Origin of the sequence: Clostridium sp. BL-8, from assembly GCF_002006495.1 — a bacterium.
Taxonomy (GTDB): Bacteria; Bacillota; Clostridia; order Clostridiales; family Clostridiaceae; genus Clostridium.
This window is the reverse complement of record NZ_LZZL01000047.1, coordinates 15683-39751: the sequence shown is the minus strand read 5'-3', so window position 1 is coordinate 39751 and position 24069 is coordinate 15683. Positions and strand designations below refer to the sequence as shown.

Genomic DNA, 24069 nt, shown 5'->3' with positions numbered 1-24069 from the left:
TTCTAAGCACATGAAAATTTAATTAACAAATAAAAATAGTTATTATTTTAGTTATTGTTCCTTAGCAAATGATTTATCTTTTTCTAGCTGTTCTTTTAGCTCTTCTAAACCATTAAATTTTTTTTCATCTCGAATTTTTTTTATAAAATCAACTTCTATTTCTTTCCCGTATATGTCTTCATTGAAGTCTAAAATATATGTTTCTACTGTTAAGCTTTTGCCTTCCACTGTAGGATTTTTTCCAACAGAAGTAATACCTTTATATATATTATTATTTACCTTTATATTGGTATAATATACACCTATCTTAGGCAAAACAAATTTTTCATCATACTTTAAATTTGCTGTAGGAAAACCAATGGTTCTCCCTATCTGTCTTCCATGAACGACTTTTCCACTTAAGCTATATGGAATGCTGAGCATTTCATAAGCATCTAAAACCGCTCCATCTTCTAAGGCCTTTCTTATTCTAGTGCTGCTTATTACTTCATTTTTATATGTACATGGTTCCATAACACATAGTTCATATCCATATTTATTTTGTAATTCTCTTAAAAGCTCAACATCTCCTAAGTTTTTATATCCAAATTTAAAATTAAATCCTACAACAAATCCTTTTGCATTATAAGTAAATATTAAATATTCTATGAATTCCTTAGGTGTTATTTGCATAAACTCATTATCAAATTCTTCAAAACATACTATATCAACTTTATTATTTTCTAAAAGTTCAAGCTTTCTTTCATTGCTCATTAATAGTTTTGGTGCATTTTCTTTATTTATAAAAGCTCGTGGATGATTTTTAAAGGTAAAAACCATGCTTTTACCACTATTCTTTTTAGCAACCTCAACTACTTTATATATTAATGATAGATGCCCAACATGAAGTCCATCAAAACTTCCAAGAGCTATATAATTATTAGAATTTTGAACATCTTGTAATTCTTTATCTATAATAATCATTTCTTTACTCCTAAATAAAGCACATTAAAAAATAATATTTAATAAATTTAAGTTCATTATTCTTTAATAGTACCTAAAATCATGCTCAAAACACATCCTCTTAAGGATGCTTAACCTAAATTAATAATTTTTCAATTTTAAAGCCTTCATCATCTTGTTTTCCAATACCTATAAAAGTACCTTCACTATCATAAACTCTATATAAAACATTTTTTTCTCTTTTTTCATTTGTCAGTCTCTTGTCGAATACTTTGACTCCATTTATTAATAACTTAGTAAATGAGCTATTTACTGTTAACTTAGGATAAGAGAAAAGTGCTTCTTCAATTGTTATTATATAATCACTTATATTTTCTTTAGTTAAATCTTCAATATTAACACTATTTTCTTGTGCAAAAACAGATGTTTCATATCTATTTAACTCTGTCATAGCTGCCCCTACTTTTAATTTTTCACCAATATCATAGCATAAACTTCGTATATATGTTCCTTTTGAGCAGGCTACTTTCATAGATACATAAGGTAAATCAATTTTGAGGTTAGATATATTAAATATGTTAACTTTTCTAGCTTCTCTTTCAATCTCTATTCCCTGCCTAGCTAACTCATATAATCTCACTCCATTTTTCTTAAGTGCAGAGTACATTGGAGGAACTTGATCATATTCTCCAATAAAAGATAGGACAACTTTTGAAACTTCCTCTTCTGTAATATGACTTGTTTCATTTCTTTCTACTACTTCGCCTTCAAGATCATATGTAGTTGTCTTTACTCCAAGCAAAAATTTAACCTCATATCCTTTATTACTATTCATTATATAATCAATAGTCTTTGTTGCCCTTCCAATACATACTGGCAAAACGCCAGTTGCTTCAGGATCTAATGTACCAGTATGCCCAACTTTTTTTTCATTAGCTAAAAATTTTATCTTTCTTACTACATCAAAAGAAGACATTCCTTTATTTTTAAATATATTTAATACTCCATTTATGTTAGAAGTTTTTCTCGTATTACTCATAAGCAAAGTTCCTATATCTTTCTTCATTACTCTATTTCATCTTTAAGAGTATTTAACAAATTTTCTTTGGCTTTTTCTAAGCTTATACCTTTTTGTATTAATCCTGCTGCTTTAACATGACCGCCTCCGCCATATACTTCCGCAACTTTTCTTACATCCACATTATTTTTAGATCTCAAACTTCCTTTAATTCCTTCATCTGATTCTTTCAAAAGCATTGACACCTCTACACCCTTAATTCCAAGACCAACATTAATTATGTCTGAAGTATCAACCTTTTCTAAGTTAAGCTCATTTAATAGCTCTTTAGAAATTTGAAGAACTGCTACTTTATTATTTAAAACAAGTTCTATATTAGACAAAACACATCCCATTAATTTTATTTTTTCAAAAGGCTTATTATCAAAAAGGCTGCTGTGAATTTTACTATTATCTATTCCAATTTCTATAAGCTTGGCTGCTATATCATGAGTTCTCTTAGTTACATTAGAATGTCTGAAAGATCCAGTATCTGTTACAATTCCACTATAAACAGCACTACCTATAGCTACATTAATATCAGATTTACTCTTTAAATCAATACCTAATTCTTGAACTAATAAATATGATATTTCGCATGTAGCAGAAGATGTAGGGTCTACATAGTTAAGCATTCCGTAATTATCATTTGAAATATGATGATCAATATTAATTATCTTTCCTTTATAATTACTTAAATCTGCAGATATTCTCTCCACATTGCCACAATCTAGAATTATTACTAAATCTGTATCTTCTTTAGGTTCTAATATATTTCCATCAATTTCATTCCCTAAAGAAAGGAAAGAGAGGTTATCTGGAATAACATCTCTTGATATAATGCAAGAATCCTTTCCTAAATATCTTAGCGCATTTAACAGCGCTAAGGTACTTCCTATAGCATCTCCATCTGGAGATGTATGAAACGATAATCCTATCCTTTTTGATTTTAAAATTTCAGCCTTTATTTCACTAAGACTATTCATTACTCTTTACTTATCCTTTGAATTAATTCATCCATGTGCATACCATAATTTATAGAATCATCTAATTCAAAAGTTATTTCTGGGGTGTGTCTTAAATTTATTTTTTGACCTACTGACTTTCTTATAAATCCACTTGCACTCTTTAATGCTTCAAGGTTACTTTTCTTTTCTTCATCATCTTTAGAAAATATACTTACATAAACCTTAGCATATCGTAAATCTTTAGTAACATTAACATCTGTAACTGAAATCATAGCTGTAAGTCTTGGATCTTTAATTTCATTTTGAATTAAACTACTAATTTCTCTTTTAAATTCTTCGTTAATTCTTCCACCTCTATAATTTGCCATGTCTGCTTCTCACCTCTTTAAAGTTCTTTTCTCTTAATTGCCTCCATCTCGAAGCATTCAACGATGTCGCCTTCTTTAATATCATTAAATTTTTCAACAGTTAAACCACATTCATATCCACTGTTTACTTCTTTAGCATCATCTTTGAATCTCTTTAATGATGATAGTGAAGATTCAAAAATCACTATTCCTTCTCTAATAACTCTTGTCTCTGCATTTCTCTTAAGCTTACCAGTTAATACATAACATCCAGCAATTGTTCCAACGTTTGAAATCTTGTAAGTTGTTCTTACTTCTGCTGTTCCAAGTATAACTTCTTTATATTCTGGTTCAAGCATTCCTATCATAGCTGCTTTAACATCATCAAGTGCATCATATATGATTCTATAAGTTTTAACATATACACCATCTTTATCTGCTTGAGCAGCAGCATTACTATCAGGTCTTACATTAAACCCTATAACTATTGCATTAGATGCTGTTGCAAGTGTTATATCTGTTTCAGTTATAGCACCAACCCCGCCATGGATAACTCTTACTTTTACATCATCTGTAGAAAGTTTTTCGAGTGAACCCTTAATAGCTTCAACTGATCCTTGAACATCTGCTTTTATTATAATAGCAAGTTCTTTAACTTTACCTTCTTTAATTTGACTATATAAATCTTCAAGTGAAACTCTATGATTTGCAAGTAAAGTTTCTGCTTTTAATTTATCTTTTCTGCTATCCGCCATATTTCTAGCAGTTTTTTCATCTTTTACTTGATTAAATCTGTCCCCTGCTTCTGGAACTTCTGAAAGTCCTAAAACTTCTACTGGAATAGATGGGCCTGCAGATTTTATCTTTTTACCAGTGTCATCAAACATAGCTCTTATTCTACCATATGTAGAACCAACTAATATTGAATCTCCTACTCTTAATGTTCCATTTTGAACTAGTAAACTCGCAACTGCTCCTCTACCCTTATCAAGCTTAGCTTCAATTACAGTTCCTACTGCTCTTCTATTCTTGTTAGCTTTAAGTTCAAGCATTTCTGCTGTAAGAAGAACCATTTCTAATAATTTATCAATATTTAGATTTTGTTTTGCAGATACTTCTTCACAAATAGTATCTCCACCCCAATCTTCTGCAAGCAATCCTTGTTCAGCTAACTCCTGCTTTACTCTATCTACATTTGCACCTGGCTTATCAATTTTATTTATTGCAACTACCATAGGTACTCCAGCTGCCTTACAGTGATTTATAGCTTCTTTAGTTTGTGGCATTATTCCATCATCTGCTGCAACAACTAATATAACAACATCTGTAATTTGTGCTCCTCTGGCTCTCATTGCTGTAAATGCTTCATGACCAGGAGTATCTAAGAATGTTATCTCTTCTCCGTTCAATTTAATAGTATACGCACCTATGTGTTGAGTTATACCACCTGCTTCAGTGTCTGTAACCTTTGCTTTTCTTATAGAATCAAGTAAAGATGTTTTACCATGGTCAACATGACCCATAACAGTTACTATTGGAGGTCTCTTTTGAAGGTTTGCTTCATCGTCTTCCTCTATTTCCAATACTTCTAATTCTTGAATTTCTTCTTTCTTTTCAACAATAACTTCATATTCAGTACATACTTTTTGTGCTGTTTCAAAATCTATTTCTTGATTTATTCCAGCCATAACTCCAGAAAAAATCAGTGTTCTTATTACATCATTTGAAGATTTATTTAACTTTTCAGCCAATTCTTTAACCGTTATGCTTGCACCTATTTCTATTACTGGAGCATTTTCCATGTTCTTTTCTTTTTCTGCCTTTAGCTCTGCTTCTTCTTCTTTTTTAGTTTTTTTCTTTTTTTTGCTTACGTTATTAAGTTGTTCAGCTAATTCGTCTTCATATAAATCTACGATGCTCTTTTTACTTTCAGTTTTCGCTGCTGAATTTTCTTCTGATCTTCCTGCTAATAATTCCTTAATTAAAACAGCATCTTCATCTTCAATTGTACTCATATGATTTTTTACTTCTATATTAAATTCTTCCATTAATATAGTTATTAATTCCTTTGACTCTATGTTTAATTCTTTTGCTAATTCATGTACTCTTATTTTTGACATGCAGTCACCCCCGTATTATTATCTACTCATATATTTTTTCCTCCTCATATAGCATTAATAATTTATCTGCTATATTCTTATCCAAGATTCCTAGGATCATAATCTCATTACGTCCAATTGCAATTCCTAATTGTTCTTTTTGGAAATCTTCAATATATGGTATTTTTTTTTCTATACAATGTTTTTTAAATTTATTTCTAGATGCATTTGATAAGTCTTCCGACATTATAAACAAATATATTTTAGTTTTATTTCTTAAGTCATCGCATTTACTATATCCTTCAAGTAAAGCTCCAGACTTTTTTGCAATACTCAAAAAATTAAAAAACTTATTCATCACCAATTTCTTCCTTTAGTTTTTCATAAACTTCTTCACTTATAGGTATTTCAAGATTTCTACTTAGTCTCTTCGTCTTAAATGCTTTTTCAAAACACTCAATGTTCTTACAAACATATGCGCCTCTTCCTGATTTTTTACCAGTTAAATCCACGCAGACTTCCCCTTCTGGAGTTTTTACTACTCTTATTAATTCTTTCTTTGGTTTCATTTCCATGCAACCAGTGCACATTCTTAAAGGAATTTTCTTAACCTTCATGAAAAAGCACCCCTTTATTCTTCTATTTCTTTAATTGAAGTTTCTGAATCATTTTCTTCATCAACTTCAATATCATCTGAAACATCAAAATCGTTAATTTGTTCATTTTCTATTTCTACTTCAGTATTTAAAATTCTTTCATCTTCTTCATCTTGTGCTTCTTTTTGAGATTTACTCTTAATATCTATTTTCCAATTTGTAAGCTTAGCTGCAAGTCTTACATTTTGACCTTCTTTACCTATTGCAAGTGAAAGCTGATTATCATCAACAACAACCTTAGCTGATTTGCTTTCTTCATCAACATCTACACTTAAGACTTTAGCTGGGCTTAAAGAATTAGCTATAAATTCTTTTGGATCCTTGCTCCACTTTATTATGTCTATCTTTTCATTCTTTAGTTCATTAACTATACTTTGTACTCTTACTCCCTTTGGTCCCACACATGCTCCCATTGGATCTACTTCTTCGTCATTAGAATATACAGCTATTTTACTTCTTGAGCCAGCTTCTCTTGATATGCTTTTGATTTCAACTACACCTTCAAAGATTTCTGGAACTTCAAGTTCAAATAATCTTTTTACTAAACCTGGATGTGTTCTTGAAACATGGATTTGAGGACCTTTACTTCCATTCTTAACCTCTACTATATATAGCTTTAACTTTTCGTTGAATTTATATTCCTCATTTGGGATTTGTTCATTAGGGCCTATCACCCCTTCTAACTTTCCTAAATTAACAAAAACCATTCCTTTATCTTTTCTTAAGATAGTTCCTGTAATTATATCAAATTCTTTTTCCTTGTAGTCATCATATATGATATTTCTCTCAGCTTCTTTAATTCTTTGTGTAACAACTTGTTTTGCAAGTTGAGCTGCAACTCTACCAAAATTCTTAGGAGTTACTTCTAAATTTATAACATCATCAACTTCACTTTTAGGATTCATTTCTTTTGCTTCTTCTAATGAAATTTCTGTTACGTCATCATATACTTCATCAACTACTGTCTTTTGAGCATATACATGTATTTCCCCAGTTTCTCTATCAATATTAACTTTAACGTTTTGCGCATTTGTATTAGCATTAGCATAATTCTTTTTATATGCTGCAACCATAGCATCTTGAATAGTTGTAAAAAGTAAATCTTCTGAGATCCCCTTTTCTTTAACTAATTCTTTAAGAGCACCTACAAACTCTTCATTCATTTTCATACCCTCCTCGTTATATTTCCCCTTCTAAATTTGCATTTTTTATTTTATCTTTTGGAATATTAATTTCTGCGTCTCCTTCAACTACTATTTCATTTTCCAAGACATCTTTTAATATTCCTTTTATACTTTTTGACCCATTAATTGAACTTGTAAACTTAACAAGCACTTCGCGTCCTATAAATCTCTTAAAATGTTCTTCAGTATACAAGCCTCTATTAAGACCAGGTGAAGAAACTTCTAAATAATACGCCTCTTTAATTGGATCTTCAGCATCTAATACATCACTTATCCTTCTTGAAACTGATTCACAATCATTAAGCGATACTCTATCATCTTCTTTATCTATATATATTCTTAAATAAAAATCTCCATTTTCTTTTACGTATTCTACGTAATATAATTGACAAGATAATTCTAAAACAATAGGCCTTACTAATTCTTCAATTTTCTCGATCAATACGTCTTTCTTCATTTTCTAACCCTCACTTTCATCTTTTAAAAACCCACACTAATATAAACATCAAGCATGTAAACTAGATTTATTTGTCTATATCTTATGCATTTTTAAAATTTGTAATCAAAAACGCAACTATCTTAAGTTAGTTGCGTTACAAACAGAAAGAGCGGGTAATTTTCCCACTCCTTTTTTCTAGCTATTAGAAATTAATCTTCTTATATGATAACATAAACAAATCAATATTACAAGAAACAATTTAAATCAATTTACAGTTTATGCCCTTTAGGGTATCCTGTGGGCAATTAACTGTTAACTAATTCAAAGTTTTTCTACTTCTTCCATAAGGGCATCTATCAATTCTTCTTCTTTTACTTTTTTTATTATTTCGCCTTTTTTAAAAATTATTCCTTCTCCAATCCCACCAGCAATTCCAAGATCACACTCTCTTGCTTCCCCTGGGCCATTTACGACGCAGCCCATAACTGCAACCTTAATGTCTTTTTTGCAATTTTCTAATCTCTTTTCAACCTCTTCTGCAATTTTAATCAAATTAATTTGAGTTCTTCCGCAAGTAGGACATGATATAAATTCAATTCCTTTTTTCTTTAAACCCAATGCTTTTAAAATTTCCATTCCAACTTTCACTTCATTTACAGGGTCACTGGTGAGTGATACTCTTATAGTATCTCCTATACCTTCTGAAAGAAGTGTTCCTATTCCTATGCTTGATTTAATTGTTCCCTTTTGAGCAGTCCCTGCTTCTGTTACTCCTAAATGAAGAGGATAATCACATTTTTCCGCGATTAATCTATAGCACTCTATCATCATCTGCACATTTGAGGATTTTATCGATATCACAATATCACGAAAATCTAAATCTTCTAAAATTTTTACATGCCTTAATGCACTTTCAACTAAACCTTCAGCCGTTGGCATTCCATACTTCTCCAAAATATCTTTTTCTAGAGACCCCGAATTAACCCCAATTCTTATTGGAATCTGCTTCTTGCTGCAGGCTTCTTTTACAGCCTTAATTCTATCCACACTGCCTATATTCCCAGGATTTATTCTAAGAGCTGAAACACCATTTTCGATAGCCCTTAATGCCAATTTATAATCAAAATGTATATCTGCAACTACTGGAATAGACGCTCTTCTTGTTATCTCGCCTAAACTTTCTGCATCATCCATATCTAGCACTGCACATCTTACAATATCGCAGCCAGCATCATACAGTTTTTCTATTTGTTTTAATGTTTCCTCTATATCCTTAGTACGCGTTGTCGTCATTGATTGTACTGTAATTGGAGCATCTCCTCCAACATATATATTTCCAACTTTAACTTTTCGTGATTTTCTTCTCTCCATCTAACGTATCGCCTCTTACTTTCTCTAAATTAACACACTAAATCAGTTAAGAGTTATAAGTTATGAATTAAGAGTTAATGATGAAATCCCTGCAGGGATTTCTAAAAAATATTATTATTTAAAAAGGCCCAAGGCTTTTCTTCCTAAACTCTTAACTTTTAACTCTTAATTTTTAACTGTTTAAAATTGTACTGGGAATACTATATCTTTTATTGTCACCAGTATCATTAATGCTATAAGAGTTGCAAAGCCCATATAATTCAATCCTGCAACTATCTTGTCTGGAACCTTTCTCCTAGTTATGAACTCTATTAATAATATTACGCACCATCCACCATCTAATGCTGGGAATGGTAACAAATTAAATACGGCCAAGTTAACACTTAAAAATCCCACAAAATAAATTAAATTCCAGATTCCCGCTTGAGCACTTGCTGCAGACATTTTTACTATTGTAAGCGGTCCTCCTACATCAGTTTTAAGATTAGCTTTTCCTGTAAATATCATTTTAAGACCTTTAAATGTTTGAGACACTAATGATGCTGTTTGATTTAAACTTTGCTTGAAGCTGGTTCCGATATTTGGATTTTCTATTTTATCAGGATACCCCATTCCTATTTTATATTGCCCTTCATCATTAATTTTAGGTGTTATAACTATATTCTTCTCCTCACCGTTTCTGTCAACTAGAAAATTAGTAGTTTGACCTTTTGATAAATATATATCAAATATAATATCATCAAAGTAAAAGACTTTAGAATTTCCTATCTTCAAAATCTTATCTCCACTCATTAATCCAGCCTCATATGCAGCTGATCCATTTTCTATTTCGCCAGCAGTTGTTGGTCTGTATCCAAAATTATATGTTATGGTTGTAAATATAACTATTGCTAATAAGTAATTCATTACTACACCAGCAATTATTATACTAATTCTTCTTAAAGGAGGTTTAGCAGAAAAACTTCTTTCATCTTGAACCGTTTCTTCTTCTCCCATCATTTTTACATATCCACCAACTGGAAATATACCTAAGGAATATTTTGTTTCCTTTCCTTGTTTAGATAAAATCTTTGGTCCCATTCCAATTGAAAATTCTTCAACTCTTACACCATTTAATTTTGCTAAAGTAAAATGACCTAGTTCATGTACAATTATTAAAACTCCGAAAGCTAAAATAGCCAAAATTATATACATATAAAAAACTTACCTCCTTAAAGCACTACTTTTTTGATTACATATTCTTTTACTCTCTTATCTAAGTCAATAATATTCTCTAAAGTCAACTCTTTTTTGACCTCATCCTTAAACACTTCCATACACTTTTCTATTAAATTTGGTATTTGTAAAAATTTTATTTTTTTATTTAAAAATAATTCTACTGCTGCCTCATTAGCTCCATTCAAAATAGTTGGCATAAGCCCCCCTATTCTTCCAGCCTTAAAAGACAACTCTAACGCCTTAAACGTATCTAAATCTGGTTTTTCAAAGGTTAGTTTTGATATTTCATAGAAGTCTATTGTATCTGCAATAAGCTTCTCCCTTTTCTCATAGTTTAAAGCATATTGAATAGGCAATCGCATATCTTGAGCTCCAAGCTGTGCTATTATGCTTCCATCAGTATATTCAACCATAGAATGTACAACACTCTGTGGATGAACTACAACCTGTATATTATCATAATTACAATTAAAAAGCCAATGAGCCTCTATAACCTCAAGCCCTTTATTCATAAGAGTTGCTGAATCTATGGAGATTTTTTTTCCCATATTCCATTTAGGATGTTTCAACGCATCTTCAACTTTTATATCAATAAGTTCTTCTGTTATCTTCCCCCTAAAAGGACCTCCAGATGCAGTTAAAATTATTTTTCTTAAAGCATTAGTATCATTCCCTCTTAAAGACTGAAATATAGCACTATGCTCTGAATCTACCGGAAGTATTTTTACATTATTTTCTTTAGCTGCTTTCATTACTAATTCTCCTGCAACTACTAATGTCTCCTTATTAGCAAGAGCAATATCCTTTTTAGCTTCTATAGCCTTCATGGTAGGTTCTAAACCTATCATACCAACTACAGATGTCACTACTATGTCAATTTCCTCTAAACTAGCTATTTTATTAAGTCCTTCTATTCCATCCAAAACTTCTACTAATCTATTGCCCACTTTGCAATATTCTCTTATTTCATGAGCACTTTTAAAATCCATCATGGCTACATATGAAGGTTTAAATTCTTCTATTATTCCAATGACTTTTTCTACAGAAGTGTTGGCTGTCACTCCTATTAACCTTAATTCACCATTTGATTTTCTAATTACATCCAGCGTTTGAGTTCCTATTGAACCAGTACACCCTAGTATAGAAATTTTTTTCATTCTCTTTCCTCCTAAAAGCAAATCCCAAGCTAGCATTATCATATATATAAGTAAATCAAAAACTTGATTTATTACTTGTAATTTTTAGATTATACTGCACACACTTACAACTCATAACTGGTTAATTCATCTTATCTAGTTCACACATAACAGGAATACAAGTTGCAAATCTAATTTTTAATGTGAAATTCTTGGTTTGTGCTATAAATTATTTCTTTTGCTATAATGCTATACATTGGTCCGACTAATATTCCTAGAAGACCAAATATCTTAACTCCAATATATATCGATAATAATATAACCAAAGGATGAATATCTAATTTGTTTCCTAAAAACTTAGCCTCTAATATTTCTCTGACAATTTCAACTAAAACATATAGGCAAATAAGCCCAAATGCAGTGATAAAATTCTTCATTATAATATTGTATATTATAATTGGAATAAATACAATTATAGTTCCCACATAAGGCAAAATGTCCAATATACCGCAAATTATCCCAAGCATAAAGCAATCAGGAATCCTAAGCACCAAAAAACCTATTATTATTTCTAATGTCGAAATTAAAATTAATATTCCTTCAATCCCTATCATTTGAATAAAATTTCTCTTTTGACCAGTAAATTTTGTCATTATCTCCATCGGAAATAGCATTGAAAATAATTCTATTATTTTTTGCTTATCTACCAATACAAAAAAAGTGCATATATTTCCTATAAAATAAGCTAAGATTCCATCCCCAGTACTTAATGCTCCTTTTCTTATATTTTGGTCATTAATTATGGAAATTACACTTCTTCCTATTTTAATATTTTCTAAATCTACATTTAAAGTAATAGAAATATCTTTAATAAGTTTATTTATTAAATCTAAATTTGCAAAATATACTTTTTTAAATATGTAAAATATTTCGCTGCCTAAATATACTCCAATAAGCACTATAGATATATTAATAACTATTATACTTAAGGCACCCGCTATTTTACTCGGAATTTTAGCTTTTATCATAATTTTATAAATAGGCGCACATATTACAGTCATAATAATCATAGATAAAAAAGGCCTAAAATAGTACTTTATCAAGAATGTTACTATTATTACTAATACAAGAGAAAATAAAAGCGAAAAAAGTTTCTTATATGCCGTAAAAATAATCCTCACCTCACTAAACTTTTAATCATTGCTACTTTTATAATATATGCATCTAATTTTCTCTTAAAAACTTCTTATTTCATTTACATAAAAAATACTTATGAAAAAAAAAAAATTAAACTTTATATTTGAAGTATAAAGTTTAATTTCTAAATCAATATAATTATTAAATTTTTATTATAAATGTCAAGTAATAAAAAACTACAGTTGCTGAAAATATTATACTGTCAAATCTATCTAATATTCCTCCATGACCCGGAATTAAGTTACTATAATCTTTTATTCCTACATATCTCTTTATTGAAGATGCAACCAAATCCCCCAATTGTCCAAATAAGCCACATAGCGCACCTATCAAGAAATAATTATATATTGGCATAATATTAGTATAATGCTGTATTACGATTCCAAAAACTCCTGTAAAAACAATTGCACCTATAAGGCCACCAAGTGAACCTTCTATTGTTTTCTTAGGTGAAACTTTAGGTGATAATTTATGCTTTCCAAAGTTCTTGCCACAATAATATGCTGCTGTATCTGAAAGCCATGAACCAATAAATATGATCCAAACTAAAAATTCTCCTTTGTTTTTTGCATTAATTAAGTATACAAAACTAAATAAAATTCCACAGTATATAAATCCAAGCACCGTAAGCGAAACATCTACGAATGTATACTCCAGATTTATAACAGGAAGTATTAGCAATATAAATGTTGCAATAACAATAATATACATCATATATTCAAAATTATTATTCAAAAGATAATATATTATCAATAAAATATACCCTATACTCTTTATTGGCTTTAAATTTTTCTCTTTTAATGCATTGTAAAATTCCCATAGTGCCATTATAGATATTGCAAAAACAAACCCTTTAAGATAAATTCCTCCAAGAAAAACAAATATGATAAACGGAGCAATCATAGCTGCACCTAGATATCTATTATCAGACTTCAAAATCTAATCACTCCCCTATTTTACTTTTCCAAAGCGCCTATCCCTATTTTGATAATCCGCTATAGCTCTTTGTAGATCCTTTTCCTTAAAATCCGGCCAATTTATATTTGCATACCAAAATTCTGAATAAGCACATTGCCATAATAAGAAATTACTAAGCCTTTGCTCACCAGATGGTCTGATAATTATATCTGGATCCGGTATACCTTTTGTATATAAATATTCTTCCACCAATTTCTCATTAATGTCCTCTTCATTTATTTTATTACTTTTCACTTCTGAACTAATAAGTTTTATCGCTCTAACAATCTCATCTCTTCCGCCATAATTTAAAGCAAAATTCAAATTTATTTTTGTATTGTTCTTAGTAGTCTCTATAGCGTTTTCTAATGCTTTTTGACACTCTTCAGGTAATTTTGACATATCTCCCAAAAGATTCATTTTAACACCATTTTCATGACATTCTCTCAATTCCTTATTTAAATAAGTAACTAAAAGCTTCATTATTGCTCCAACTTCATCTTTAGGTCTAGCCCAATTTTCAGTTGAGAAAGCATATAAAGTTAAATTTTTAACTCCAAGTCTTGTGGCCTCTTTCAATATCCTTCTAATACTTTCCATTCCAGCTTTGTGTCCCATACTTCTTGGTAAGTTCTGACTTTTAGCCCATCGTCCATTCCCATCCATTATTATTGCAATATGATTAGGTATGTTATTCATATCAAGCTCAAATTCTTTATTTTCTTCTTTTTTTGATTTAAATATATTTAACATATTTTCTCCCCCTAGTTTACTAACATAACTTTATTAAGCCATATTATTTTGAGCAAGTTATATAAACTAAATGTTTTGCATCTGAGCTAAGCTTAGCTTTTTATTATTATTTGAAACCCACTTCTCATTTATGTATTTACTTATAGATTATACTATGAATACTAAGTTAGAATGCTTATAGAGAAGGTTTCAAGAATGAAATATGCAATAAGCAGTTCATACAAAATCTTTTCTTTTAAGAAAAAAACCTGCTTTTTAGCAGGTTTTAAAATTCAGGCTTATGAAATAATATGCCTTAAACTGATAAGACCTCTTTTTCCTTTGCAGCAATTATAGCATCTATTTCTTTCACAACTGCATCAGTCTTCTTTTGAACATCATCTTCAGCTTTTTTTATTTGATCTTCTGATAAATCAGCATCTTTCTTTAATGCTTTTATTTTATCATTAGCATTTTTTCTAATCGATCTTACGGCTACCTTAGCTTCTTCACCTGTTTTCTTTACATTTTTAACAAGATTCTTTCTAGTTTCCTCTGTTAATTCTGGTATTACTAATCTGATAATAGAACCATCACTTGAAGGATTTAATCCTAAATCTGATTTTAAAATAGCTTTTTCTATATCTTTTAATATGGGTCTTTCCCATGGTGTTATCATAAGTACTCTTGGCTCTGGAGCTGAAACATTTGCCACTTGGCTAAGTGGGCACATGCTTCCATAATACTCGACTTGAATTCTGTCAAGCATTGTTGGGTTTGCTCTTCCAGCTTTCATTGTTGATAAATCTGATTTTAATACAGATATTGTTTTTTTCATTTTTTCTTCTGCATTTTGAATAATATCCTTAATCATGATTTCCCTCCTATTTCTTTTTTAAGTCACATGAAAGAAAATAATAGACAAAATAATAATCTGTTATTTTCTTGGTTGTGTCGCAACTAATGTACCTATATTTTCTCCATATATAGCCTTCTTAATATTTCCTGGTTCATCTAATCCAAATACAAGGATTGGAATTTCATTATCCATGCATAACGAAGTCGCTGTAGAGTCCATTACTTGTAATCCTTGCTCTAATACCTCTATATATGATAGTGTATCATATTTTTTTGCATCTGAATACTTATGAGGATCTTTATCATAAACCCCATCAACCTTCTTAGCCAAAAGAATCACATCTGCTTCAATTTCAGCAGCTCTAAGAGCTGCAGTTGTATCTGTTGAGAAATATGGATTTCCTGTACCAGCTGCAAAAATAACAACTCTTCCTTTTTCCAAATGCCTCATTGCTCTTCTTCTTATGAATGGTTCCGCAATTTCCTTCATCTCTATAGCAGTTTGTACTCTTGTTTTAACTCCAACTTGTTCTAAAGAATCTTGAAGTGCTAAAGCATTTATACAAGTTGCCATCATTCCCATATAATCCGCAGTAGTTCTATCCATGCCTTCTCCACTTCTGCCTCTCCAGATGTTTCCGCCACCTACTACTGTTCCCACTTCAACACCCATATCAACTAATTCCTTAATTTCTAGGGCTATTCTTTTCGCTACATTAAAATCAAGTCCAAATCCATTAACTCCTGCTAATGCTTCTCCCGAAAGCTTTAAAATCACTCTCTTGTATTTACAATCTGCCATTTATAATTACCTCCAAAATATTTTAAGGATTATCTGAAAACCTTTTTTTAATTATATTTATTTTACTTCTTAAACGCATGAAAAAGTAATAGAATATTGCTTATCTATTAGTTTCTCGTTGCGCTTTAAAAAAAGAGAACACAAAGTGTTCTCTTTAGGCTTCAACTATTTACCGATTTGTCTTGCAACTTCTTCAGCAAAATCTACCTTTTCAACTTCGATTCCTTCTCCTCTTTCGTATCTTACGAATCTAGTTACTTTAATTGGAGAACCAACCTCTTTAGATTTTTCTTCTAAGAATTTAGTGATTGTTTTATCGCTATCCTTAACCCAAAGTTGTTCTAAAAGACAAACTTCTTTGAAATACTTTTGAATTCTTCCAACAACCATTTTTTCAACTATGTTTTCTGGCTTTCCTTCATTTAAAGCTTGAACTCTGTAAATTTCTTTTTCTTTTTCCATAGATGCTGTATCTACGTCATCTTTTCCTAAGAATAATGGGTTTGCTGCAGCAATTTGCATACAAACTTCTTTAGCAACTTCATCTAAAACGTCAGAAGCTTTATCGCAAGAAAGTTCTACTAAAACTCCGATTCTTCCGCCACCATGAATATAGCTGCTAACTATTCCATTATCAATAGCGAATTTAGTAAATCTTCTTACTGACATGTTTTCACCAAGTTTTGCTATTAAAGCTTTTAAGCTTTCTGTAACAGTAGCATCTCCTTCAAACTTTTCATTAAGAAGTTCTTCTACTGTTGTAACAGAAGTTTCAGCTACCATTTTAGCTAATTTGTCAGCAAAACCAACAAATTCTTCATTTAATGCAACGAAATCTGTTTCACAGTTGAATTCAAGAACTGCTCCAGTTTTCTTATCACTTGAAATATATGTCTTAACTATACCTTCAGCAGCAACTCTACCTGATTTTTTAGCCGCATCCGCAAGTCCTTTTTCTCTTAAAAATTCTACTGCCTTTTCAATACTACCTTCTGTTTCAACTAGAGCCTTTTTACAATCCATCATTTTTGCTCCAGTCATTTCTCTTAGTTCTTTAACTAATTGTGCAGATATATTTGCCATAATTTTAATTTCCTCCTCTATATATAAAGTAATCCTTAACATTTAATTAGGTATATTCAAAAAAATAATAAGCCTGTTTGCCAGTCTATTTTTGTTATACTTTCCAGTATAATTACTTAATAGCCCAACTATGATGCGATTATAATCATTTAAGTAATGAAAAACAACCGCATCATGGACTTATTATTTCTCTTCATATCCTCACAAGGAAAGTTGAAATCAACTCACTTACCTTGCTTTAATTATTCAGCTGCTAATTGTTCGCCTTGTCTTCCTTCTATAATAGCATCAGCCATTTTAGCAGTTATTAATTTAACAGCTCTGATAGCATCATCATTACCTGGGATTACATAATCTACTTCTTCTGGATCACAGTTAGTATCTACGATAGCTACTACTGGAATTCCTAAAATTTTAGCTTCTAATATAGCATTTTTTTCTTTTCTTGGATCAACAATAAACATTGCTCCTACATTTGAAGCATCTAAGTTTCTGATACCACCAAGATTTTTTTGAAGCTTTTCTAATTCTCCTTTAAGTTTTATAACTTCTTTCTTAGGAAGAACATCAAAAGTTCCATCTTCTTGCATTTTTTCGATTTGTTCTAATTTTCTTATTCTACCTCTAATAGTTGAGAAGTTTGTTAACATTCCACCTAACCATCTGTTATTTACGAAATGCATATTACTTCTTATTGCTTCTTCTTCAATAGCTTCTTGAGCTTGTTTCTTAGTTCCAACGAATAATATATCTTTTCCTTCTTCTGATACTTCTTTAATGAAGTTATAAGCTTCTTCAGCCTTTTTAACTGTTTTTTGAAGATCTATGATATAGATTCCGTTTCTTTCTGTGAAGATATATGGAGCCATTTTAGGATTCCATCTTCTTGTTTGGTGTCCGAAATGTACACCTGCTTCTAATAATTGTTTCATTGATATTACTGACATTTTGTTACCTCCTTGGTTTTTACCTCCACTATCTTTAGCTCATAAATTTCCCTTAGTTTAAGGGCACCTAATTTACAAATTGGATAGTGTGTGTATTTTCTTACCTTTAGTAGTATATCACAAGGTATTTAACTCATCAACAAAAATTTATGAATTATTATAAAAGTTTTCTCAAAATCATTAAAGTTTATACACAGATTTAACTTTATTATAAATTCCTAAAGAATAAAAAAATAGCTATAGGTCAATATTTCCCTATAGCTATCACATTATTTAATTTTCTTCAATTCTTCTATTAGCTTCTCATTTAATATTCTAATATAAGTTCCCTTCATACCAAGGGATCTTGATTCGATTACTCCAGCACTTTCGAATTTTCTTAGCGCGTTCACGATAACACTTCTAGTTATACCTACCTTATCTGCTATCTTTGAAGCTACTAATAATCCTTCATTTCCATTTAACTCGTCAAAAATATGTTCAACAGCCTCTAGCTCAGAATATGAAAGAGTTCCTATAGCTAACTGAACAACTGCTTTTTTTCTCGCTTCTTCTGCAATTTCATCCTGCATAGCTCTAAGCATTTCCATTCCTACAATTGTTGCACTATATTCTACTAATACTAAATCATCATCAGTAAATGGGTTTCCGAATCTAGCTAATATTAATGTTCCCGTTCTCTCTCTGCTTCCTATAATAGGTATTATTGTTGACAGTTTATCAACCTTTTTGCATTTTCCAATTTCCTGAAATACGCATCTACCCTCATTAGGAAGGTTAGCTAACGTTTCATCCGCCTCAAGTAAAGTTTTATTATAATCTTCTGGAAATCTCTTATCTTCTATTACCTTTTTCTTCATAGCATCACATTCAAAATCTTTACCAAAAGCATATCCGAGTACTTTTCCTTTTTTACTTATTATGTATACATTACATTCAAGAACTTCGCTCAAAAGCTTGCATATATCTTGAAATGCTACAGGTTCCGTACCAGATTTCTGTAGAATTTTATTTAACATTCTAGTTTTATTTAATAATGATGACATATTGTTATCCTCCTCAGCAACTGTATTACAATATTGTTAATAAATTTAAGATGTAATTGATAGAATATTCGTAATTTATTGAATTTTCTTACAAGTCGCTACTAAAATTAGTTTATCATATAAAATTCCGCATTTCAACACTCTTTTTGTGTTATCGACAAAATAATGTTGGTTACTCTTCTTTTATATTTCCTAGTGTCTACTTTTCATTTTCTTCTGTTTCATCCTTTTTCACTTCTTCTTTATAATTACATTCACTATTAGAACATTGTATATACTTTCCTTTGGCCTTTGAATACTTTAACACCATATACGAATTACATTTTGGACATTTTTCTTTTACTGGTTCATACCAACTTACAAATTTACATTCCGGATAGCCTGTGCACCCAAAGAATTTCTTTCCTTTTTTACTCTTTTTAGCTACAATAGGCTTTCCGCATTCTGGGCATGGTACATCTAACTCTTCAACTATTGGCTTAGCATTTTTACACTCCGGATACCCAGGGCATGCCAAAAATTCACCATATCTTCCTCTTTTGATGACCATCATACGGCCACATTTCTCGCATTTTACATCACTAACTTTGTCTTCGATTACAACCTTTGATATTTCTTTTTCGGCTTTTTCAATTGCAATCTTTAATGGATTAAAGAATTCTTCTACAATTCGTGTCCAATTTTCATTTCCATCTTCAACATCATCGAGTTTCTTTTCCATATCTGCTGTAAAATCAACATCAACAATCTGCTTGAAATATTCGCTCACTATATTATTTACAATTTCGCCAAGCTCTGTGGGAATTAAATTTTTCTTTTCACGGACTACATAGTTTCTTCCGAGTAATGTCGAAATAGTTGGTACATAAGTACTAGGTCTACCTATGCCCTTTTCTTCTAGTAATTTAACAAAAGATGCTTCTGTATATCTTGGGGCTGGTTGTGTAAAATGTTGAGTTCCTTGAAGAGAATCTAATTTAAGCTCTTCATTTTCCTTTAATTCTGGTAATATTACAGAATTTTCATCATCTTCATTCGAATATTCATATATCTTCATGAAACCATCAAATGCAATTACTGATCCTGATGCCTTGAATTTATAATCTCCATTTTCTATATCTATGGAATTTGTATTCAATTCACAAGATGCCATTTGACTTGCTACAAATCTATTCCATATTAATGAATATAATTTGTATTGCTCTGCAGTTAAATTCTCTTTTGCCATCTGCGGTGTAATTTCCACATACGTAGGTCTTATAGCCTCGTGGGCATCTTGAATATTCTTCTTTCCTTTATATATTCTTGCTGAAGCTGGCAAATACTCTTTTCCATAAGTATCTCCTATAAACTTTTTAGCGCCTTCTTGTGCTTCTTCAGAAATTCTTACAGAATCGGTTCTCATATAAGTTATTAGACCTACTGTTCCATAACCTTTTATCTCAACACCTTCATAAAGACCTTGTGCTATTGACATTGTTCTTTTAGTCATGAAATTTAATTTCCTATTCGCATCCTGTTGAAGAGTACTCGTAGTGAATGGTGGAAGTGGATTTCTGCTTTTCTTCCCTTTTTTTATAGCTTTAACAATGAACTTTCCTCTTTTTAGCTCTTCTACAATAGTATTTGAGGTCTCTTCATTTTCGATTTCTATCTTTTTTCCCTTATAGGTTGACAATCTAACTGGAAATTTTTTCTTTTCCTTTTTAAGTGTACAATCTATAGACCAATATTCCTTGGGAATAAATTCATTTATTTCCTTTTCTCTATCACATATTAATTTTAAAGCTGCTGATTGTACTCTACCAGCACTAAGTCCCCATTTTACATTTCTCCATAAAATTGGGCTTATCTCATAACCAACTAATCTATCTAATATTCTTCTTGCCTGCTGTGCATCCACTAGGTCTAAGTCTATTTTTCTTGCCTGTTTTATTGATGCTTTAACAGCATTCTTTGTAACTTCATTAAATACAATTCTGCAAGTTTCATCTTCTGATATTTTTAAAATATTTGCTAAATGCCATGATATAGCTTCTCCCTCTCTATCAGGGTCGGTAGCTAAATAAACTTTATCTGCTTTTTTAGCAGCTTTTCTCAATTTATCTATTAATTCACCTTTACCTCTGATTGTTATATATTTAGGAGTATAATTATTTTCTATATCAACACCTAATGTACTTTTTGGCAAGTCTCTTACGTGTCCCATAGATGCCTCTACAATATAATTCTTTCCTAAATACTTTCCGATTGTTTTTGCTTTTGCTGGTGACTCAACAATTACAAGTTTTTGACCCATATTATAACTTCATAAAAAATATGAAGTATTCACCCCCCTACATATTTTTATATTGTTTTCACATAGTAATTTCCAGGTAAACAAATAATCTCATTTTTTATCTGCATTTCAAACAACAATGCATATAAAGCGCCTCTATCAACAGATGCATTTTTAAAAATATCATCTATGTGAACTGGCGAATCTGTAATTAAATCTAAAATTTCGCTCTTTTCTGGTGTAAGCTTTATAGGATTTTCTATATATTCTAAATCAAGAAATACTCGTAAATCATTTATATCTGTGCAAGCACCTGCACCACCATCTCTAATTAATTTATTAGCACCTCGTGCTCCTTCATAAAGTATAGAACCTGGCACTGCAATAACTTTCTTATCCTGCTCATTAGCCAGTCTGGCCGTTATTAATGATCCACTTTTTTCAGAAGCTTCTGTAACTATTATCCCTTGGCTTAACCCGCTAATTATTCTATTCCTTCTAGGAAAATTTTCTCTTAATGGTTCTGTACCAATCAAAAATTCTGAAACTATCACGCCTTTTTCTGCTATTTGAGAAAATAACATTTTATTTTCAGCTGGATATACTATATCTATGCCACATCCTAGCACACATATGTTATATCCATCATTTTCTAAAGCAGTTTTATGTGCAATAGAATCTACTCCTCTTGCACCTCCGCTTATAAGCGTTATATTATTAGTAATAAGCTCCTTTGTCAAGAGTTTTGTTACAGTTAGTCCATAATTTGAGCATTTTCTTGCCCCTACAATTCCTATAGATTTGTTTTTTATAACCTCTATATTCCCCTTATAAAACAGAAAATATGGCGGATGTAAAATTCCACTCAATTTCTCTCTATACAAAGGATTATCATACGTAATGTATCCAATACTTTTTCTATACAATGTCTCTTTTAAATTTAAGACTTGATAATGTAAATCTTCTTTCTGAAAATTTTTTAATTTTTTATTTATTATTTTATTTTCTTTTAAAATCTCTTCGAAATTATTATATACATTTTCTGCTGTGTTATATTTATTTATTAACTTTATTTTTTGAAAATTTGATATATCAAGAAGTATTAACCATAATTCATAATTCATACTTTTTCGTCCCTTTCTATATAATTTCTCCATTAATATTTTTTCTATAACTAAAAGCTTCTAAAATATGTCCTTCTGATATATCCTTTTCATTGTCTATATCAGCTATAGTTCTAGCGATTTTTATTACTTTTCCATACCCTCTTAATGATACATTAGACGTATTATAATAATGTTTTAAAATTTCTGCACATTTCTTATTAACTCTACAAATTTCAAAAATATCTTTTCCTTTTATATCTGAATTATATTTGTAAGTTGTATTTTTAAATCTTTGTCTTTGAATCTTTATTGCTCTAAGAACATTCTCTTTCATAATTTTCGAGTCATAAGAATCTTTCTCTTTTTTTATTTCATCGTAATCTAATCTCGGCACATAATTTAGAATATCAATTCTATCTAGCAATGCACTTGAAAACTTATTTGAATATTTATTTATTTTTGAATTAAAATAGTATTTATTATCATTAAAATCTTTATCTTCGTTATTTTCTACGGGATTAAATGCTCCTATAAGCAAAAAGTCTGCTGGCATTATATAATTGCCATTAAGCCGTGTTATATTTACACTTTTTTCTTCAAGGGGCTCTCTAAGCGATTCTAATGCTTCCTTTTTAAATTCTAAGATTTCATCCAAAAACAATACTCCATTATGGGCTAATGTTATTTCTCCAGGCTTTATTTCTTTGCCCCCGCCAATTAATGATAATTTCGTTGTAGTATGATGTGGTGCTCTAAATGGCCTTTTTACATAAGACTCTTTATCAATAAGTCCACATGCACTATAAATCTTAGCAACTTCCAACAGTTCCTCTTGGGATAATGAAGGTAAAATTGATATCAATGCTTTTGCAAGCATTGTCTTTCCACATCCAGGCTCGCCATAAAGAATAATATTATGTTTTCCAGCCGCTGCTATTTCTAATGCTCTCTTAGATGAGTATTGCCCTATAATATGACCATAATCTAACGAATCATAATCTTCTTTTTCTTTTATTTCATCACTATCGTCATAAGGAAGCATATCTTCATAGGTTATATAAGAAATCACTTCTTTCAAAGTCCTTAGAGGATAATACTTTCCCCCTTTAAAATAATAGGTCTCTTCCAAATTGTCATAAGGAAATATGAATTTATTAATATTCTTTCGAACCCCCTCTATTATTATAGGTATGGTACCCTTTACACCTTTTAATTCACCAAATAAAGATAATTCTCCAAATATAATATAATCATCTACGTTTTTTCTACAAATTTGGTTAGATTCCATAAGAATTCCAAGTGCAATAGGTAAATCCAATAAAGATCCAATTTTTCTAACATCTGCTGGTGCTAGGTTAATAGTAATTCTACCCAATGGGAATTCAAATCCACAATTTATAATCGCTGCTCTAACTCTTTCTTTTGCTTCCTTTACCGAAGCATCTGGAAGACCTACTATGTTAAACATTGGTAGCCCCTTAGATATATCTACTTCAACATTAATTAAGAAACCTTCCAATTGATTATGAGTTGCGCTTATTATTTTCACTGCCATGTAATTCACCTCTTACAGAATTATAGACACACATTTGAATATTAATTCTATAAAAATAAATTTGTTTAAAAATTTTTTTCATTGTTAATAC

23 protein-coding genes are annotated in these 24069 nt (G+C 30.5%); all 23 read right to left on the bottom strand.

Going from position 1 to position 24069, the window contains the following annotated elements; translation table 11 throughout:
• Positions 1–51: 51 nt before the first annotated feature.
• On the bottom strand, positions 52–963 hold the full coding sequence (locus CLOBL_RS16230; RefSeq protein ID WP_077859994.1) for a bifunctional riboflavin kinase/FAD synthetase: 912 nt from the start codon (positions 961–963) through the stop codon (positions 52–54).
• A 115-nt stretch (positions 964–1078) separates the two neighbouring features.
• Positions 1079–1954: a tRNA pseudouridine(55) synthase TruB gene (gene truB, locus CLOBL_RS16225; RefSeq protein ID WP_077860000.1), complete on the bottom strand. Its 876-nt coding sequence runs from the start codon at positions 1952–1954 to the stop codon at positions 1079–1081.
• A 53-nt stretch (positions 1955–2007) separates the two neighbouring features.
• Positions 2008–2985 (bottom strand): bifunctional oligoribonuclease/PAP phosphatase NrnA, encoded by a 978-nt coding sequence (locus CLOBL_RS16220; protein ID WP_077859993.1) that lies wholly within the window; start codon positions 2983–2985, stop codon positions 2008–2010.
• Positions 2985–3335 (bottom strand): 30S ribosome-binding factor RbfA, encoded by a 351-nt coding sequence (gene rbfA / locus CLOBL_RS16215; RefSeq protein ID WP_077859992.1) that lies wholly within the window; start codon positions 3333–3335, stop codon positions 2985–2987. The genes CLOBL_RS16220 and rbfA overlap by 1 nt, the downstream gene beginning before the upstream one ends.
• Positions 3336–3352: 17 nt before the next feature.
• Positions 3353–5434, bottom strand: coding sequence for a translation initiation factor IF-2 (infB, locus tag CLOBL_RS16210; protein ID WP_077859991.1), 2082 nt, complete (start codon positions 5432–5434; stop codon positions 3353–3355).
• Positions 5435–5456: 22 nt separating this feature from the next.
• A complete protein-coding gene (locus CLOBL_RS16205; protein WP_077859990.1) occupies positions 5457–5771 on the bottom strand; it encodes a L7Ae/L30e/S12e/Gadd45 family protein in 315 nt (104 codons plus the stop codon).
• Positions 5764–6030, bottom strand: a complete 267-nt coding sequence (locus CLOBL_RS16200) for a YlxR family protein (RefSeq protein WP_009169171.1) — start codon at positions 6028–6030, stop codon at positions 5764–5766. The genes CLOBL_RS16205 and CLOBL_RS16200 overlap by 8 nt, the downstream gene beginning before the upstream one ends.
• A gap of 14 nt (positions 6031–6044) precedes the next feature.
• The gene (gene nusA / locus CLOBL_RS16195) at positions 6045–7232 is read right to left on the bottom strand and encodes a transcription termination factor NusA (RefSeq protein WP_077859989.1); all 1188 of its coding nucleotides are present in this window, start codon (positions 7230–7232) and stop codon (positions 6045–6047) included.
• A 16-nt stretch (positions 7233–7248) separates the two neighbouring features.
• The gene (rimP, locus tag CLOBL_RS16190) at positions 7249–7710 is read right to left on the bottom strand and encodes a ribosome maturation factor RimP (protein ID WP_009169169.1); all 462 of its coding nucleotides are present in this window, start codon (positions 7708–7710) and stop codon (positions 7249–7251) included.
• A gap of 303 nt (positions 7711–8013) precedes the next feature.
• Positions 8014–9063, bottom strand: a complete 1050-nt coding sequence (ispG, locus tag CLOBL_RS16185) for a flavodoxin-dependent (E)-4-hydroxy-3-methylbut-2-enyl-diphosphate synthase (protein WP_077859988.1) — start codon at positions 9061–9063, stop codon at positions 8014–8016.
• Positions 9064–9243: 180 nt separating this feature from the next.
• Positions 9244–10257, bottom strand: a complete 1014-nt coding sequence (locus CLOBL_RS16180; RefSeq protein WP_077859987.1) for a M50 family metallopeptidase — start codon at positions 10255–10257, stop codon at positions 9244–9246.
• Positions 10258–10274: 17 nt separating this feature from the next.
• Positions 10275–11438 (bottom strand): 1-deoxy-D-xylulose-5-phosphate reductoisomerase, encoded by a 1164-nt coding sequence (gene dxr, locus CLOBL_RS16175; RefSeq protein WP_077859986.1) that lies wholly within the window; start codon positions 11436–11438, stop codon positions 10275–10277.
• 170 nt (positions 11439–11608) lie between these two features.
• Positions 11609–12598 carry an AI-2E family transporter gene (locus CLOBL_RS16170; RefSeq protein WP_077859985.1) on the bottom strand — a complete coding sequence of 330 codons (990 nt, stop codon included), beginning with the start codon at positions 12596–12598 and terminating at the stop codon, positions 11609–11611.
• A 157-nt stretch (positions 12599–12755) separates the two neighbouring features.
• Entirely contained in the window at positions 12756–13550 is a 795-nt protein-coding gene (locus tag CLOBL_RS16165; RefSeq protein WP_077859984.1) for a phosphatidate cytidylyltransferase, read from the bottom strand.
• 15 nt (positions 13551–13565) lie between these two features.
• Complete coding sequence (locus tag CLOBL_RS16160; protein ID WP_009169163.1) at positions 13566–14324, bottom strand: isoprenyl transferase; 759 nt, start codon at positions 14322–14324, stop codon at positions 13566–13568.
• Positions 14325–14619: 295 nt separating this feature from the next.
• Complete coding sequence (frr, locus tag CLOBL_RS16155; protein ID WP_009169162.1) at positions 14620–15177, bottom strand: ribosome recycling factor; 558 nt, start codon at positions 15175–15177, stop codon at positions 14620–14622.
• A gap of 63 nt (positions 15178–15240) precedes the next feature.
• Complete coding sequence (gene pyrH, locus CLOBL_RS16150; RefSeq protein WP_009169161.1) at positions 15241–15963, bottom strand: UMP kinase; 723 nt, start codon at positions 15961–15963, stop codon at positions 15241–15243.
• A 165-nt stretch (positions 15964–16128) separates the two neighbouring features.
• A complete protein-coding gene (gene tsf, locus CLOBL_RS16145) occupies positions 16129–17046 on the bottom strand; it encodes a translation elongation factor Ts (RefSeq protein WP_077859983.1) in 918 nt (305 codons plus the stop codon).
• Between the two features lie 242 nt (positions 17047–17288).
• On the bottom strand, positions 17289–17993 hold the full coding sequence (gene rpsB, locus CLOBL_RS16140; RefSeq protein ID WP_009169159.1) for a 30S ribosomal protein S2: 705 nt from the start codon (positions 17991–17993) through the stop codon (positions 17289–17291).
• A gap of 269 nt (positions 17994–18262) precedes the next feature.
• Positions 18263–19039 (bottom strand): GTP-sensing pleiotropic transcriptional regulator CodY, encoded by a 777-nt coding sequence (gene codY, locus CLOBL_RS16135; RefSeq protein WP_077859982.1) that lies wholly within the window; start codon positions 19037–19039, stop codon positions 18263–18265.
• 199 nt (positions 19040–19238) lie between these two features.
• Entirely contained in the window at positions 19239–21338 is a 2100-nt protein-coding gene (gene topA, locus CLOBL_RS16130; RefSeq protein ID WP_077859981.1) for a type I DNA topoisomerase, read from the bottom strand.
• A 47-nt stretch (positions 21339–21385) separates the two neighbouring features.
• Positions 21386–22441: a DNA-processing protein DprA gene (gene dprA / locus CLOBL_RS16125; protein ID WP_077859999.1), complete on the bottom strand. Its 1056-nt coding sequence runs from the start codon at positions 22439–22441 to the stop codon at positions 21386–21388.
• Positions 22442–22457: 16 nt separating this feature from the next.
• Positions 22458–23978, bottom strand: a complete 1521-nt coding sequence (locus tag CLOBL_RS16120; protein WP_077859980.1) for a YifB family Mg chelatase-like AAA ATPase — start codon at positions 23976–23978, stop codon at positions 22458–22460.
• Positions 23979–24069 lie beyond the last annotated feature (91 nt).